This is a genomic window from Baaleninema simplex PCC 7105 (genome assembly GCF_000332355.1).
In the GTDB taxonomy this organism is placed as follows: Bacteria; Cyanobacteriota; Cyanobacteriia; order Cyanobacteriales; family Geitlerinemataceae; genus Baaleninema; species Baaleninema simplex.
In genome coordinates, this window is the sequence record NZ_KB235958.1 from 1,126,313 (window position 1) to 1,126,886 (window position 574).

A 574-nucleotide genomic window follows, 5' to 3' on the forward strand; every position below is an offset into this window, starting at 1 on the left:
ATCCCCCCAACCCCCCTTTTAAAGGGGGGCTTTGGGTTGGCTGACGTACTCGCCAAGGGGAGCTTTGGGTTAGCTGATATATTTGCCAAGGGGACTTTCCTTTCAACCACCTCCCCCCTTCCCAAGGGGGGACTGAGGGGGGATTCCCTCAAAAAGTGAGGTATTGAGAAATCACCTCGCATACCGCATCAAACTCATCAAGAACTTCAGCATTCGTAAACCGGATGACCCTGAGACCATAACTTTCAAGTCGAGCAGTGCGTTGAAGATCGCGTTCTCGACCCTCTGGCGTAAAAGGGAGCATCTAGTTAATGCAATGAGTAGAAATACGCATTGACAGAGGTTCGAGAATAGAGAGGAAAGCATTCCCCAGTCGTCAATGACCCCAGAAGAACGTCAACAACTCAAACAAGCTGCCGAGACGATCGCCGATATCCTGTACCAAAATACCCCTAAAGAGAAAGTCCAAGACTTCGAGAGCATCGAGCTGAGCCTGCGCGACCACTGGCTCGAAACCCTTGGCCCGGAACTGGTCCCTATTTTTTGCCCAAAGCAGCCAGACTCGTAGCGGACG

Annotated in this window: 2 protein-coding genes; one reads left to right on the forward strand and one right to left on the reverse strand. The window is 51.6% G+C overall.

The features are described 5' to 3' along the window. Positions 1–148: 148 nt before the first annotated feature. Positions 149–304, reverse strand: a complete 156-nt coding sequence (locus tag GEI7105_RS40400; RefSeq protein WP_083862333.1) for an endonuclease domain-containing protein — start codon at positions 302–304, stop codon at positions 149–151. Between the two features lie 75 nt (positions 305–379). On the opposite strand from GEI7105_RS40400, the gene GEI7105_RS29450 reads away from it, so the two are divergent. Further along, the gene (locus GEI7105_RS29450) at positions 380–568 is read left to right on the forward strand and encodes a hypothetical protein (protein WP_035492461.1); all 189 of its coding nucleotides are present in this window, start codon (positions 380–382) and stop codon (positions 566–568) included. Positions 569–574: the final 6 nt, after the last annotated feature.